Source organism: Paenibacillus sp. 01T424 (assembly GCF_056398745.1).
On the sequence record NZ_JBFTPZ010000111.1, the window covers coordinates 1 to 889 of the forward strand.

General features: G+C 48.3%; 7 tRNA genes. All 7 read right to left on the reverse strand.

Going from position 1 to position 889, the window contains the following annotated elements:
- Positions 1-16 precede the first annotated feature (16 nt).
- The 7 genes from AC1DPK_RS34140 to AC1DPK_RS34170 all read right to left on the reverse strand — a co-directional run bounded on the left by AC1DPK_RS34140 (position 17) and on the right by AC1DPK_RS34170 (position 662).
- Positions 17-96, reverse strand: a tRNA-Leu gene (locus tag AC1DPK_RS34140).
- Positions 97-114: 18 nt separating this feature from the next.
- Positions 115-190 (reverse strand) — tRNA-Lys (locus tag AC1DPK_RS34145).
- Positions 191-200: 10 nt separating this feature from the next.
- Positions 201-275: transfer RNA gene (locus AC1DPK_RS34150), tRNA-Gln, on the reverse strand.
- A gap of 9 nt (positions 276-284) precedes the next feature.
- Positions 285-360, reverse strand: a tRNA-Val gene (locus AC1DPK_RS34155).
- A gap of 31 nt (positions 361-391) precedes the next feature.
- Positions 392-466: transfer RNA gene (locus tag AC1DPK_RS34160), tRNA-Glu, on the reverse strand.
- Positions 467-506: 40 nt separating this feature from the next.
- Positions 507-582, reverse strand: a tRNA-Thr gene (locus AC1DPK_RS34165).
- Positions 583-586: 4 nt separating this feature from the next.
- Positions 587-662, reverse strand: a tRNA-Asn gene (locus tag AC1DPK_RS34170).
- Positions 663-889 lie beyond the last annotated feature (227 nt).

Genomic DNA, 889 nt, shown 5'->3' on the forward strand with positions numbered 1-889 from the left:
TTTGTCGGTACTATGATGCGCGTAGAGGGACTTGAACCCCCACGGTYGCCCGCTAGATCCTAAGTCTAGTGCGTCTGCCAATTCCGCCATACGCGCGCATSYGAGATTAAAAAATGGTGAGTCATGTAGGATTCGAACCTACGACACCCTGATTAAAAGTCAGGTGCTCTACCAACTGAGCTAATGACTCATAGTATAAGTGGCTGGGGATTCAGGGATCGAACCTGAGAATGACGGAGTCAAAGTCCGTTGCCTTACCGCTTGGCTAATCCCCAATAGCGATATGGTGGACGCTGACGGGATCGAACCGCCGACCCTCTGCTTGTAAGGCAGATGCTCTCCCAGCTGAGCTAAGCGTCCAAGGATAAAGGCGCCATTTGTAAAAATAATTTGGTGACCCGTAGGGGACTCGAACCCCTGTTACCTCCGTGAAAGGGAGGTGTCTTAACCACTTGACCAACGGGCCATGCTAAAATTTATGCTTGTCCTTACAGTTGAAAGTTTTCTGGAGCTCTCAACCGGATTCGAACCGGTGACCTCATCCTTACCATGGATGCACTCTACCTACTGAGCTATGAGAGCATAATGGCTCCCCGAACAGGACTCGAACCTGTGACAACTCGATTAACAGTCGAGTGCTCTACCAACTGAGCTATCAGGGAACATTGTATTTTGAGTTGAATGTTATTAAAGCATCAACTTCAAAATAGGCACGGTTGAATATCAAGGCGTATTGCGCCTTGAAAACTGGATACGAAAGATTAGGCTTGCTGAAGCCTTTATGCTGCTGTCTACTGGATGTATGGGTCACAGTAAACGTGTTTAGGATAAGCCCTCGACCGATTAGTATTCGTCAGCTACACACATTGCTGTGCTTCCACCCCGAACC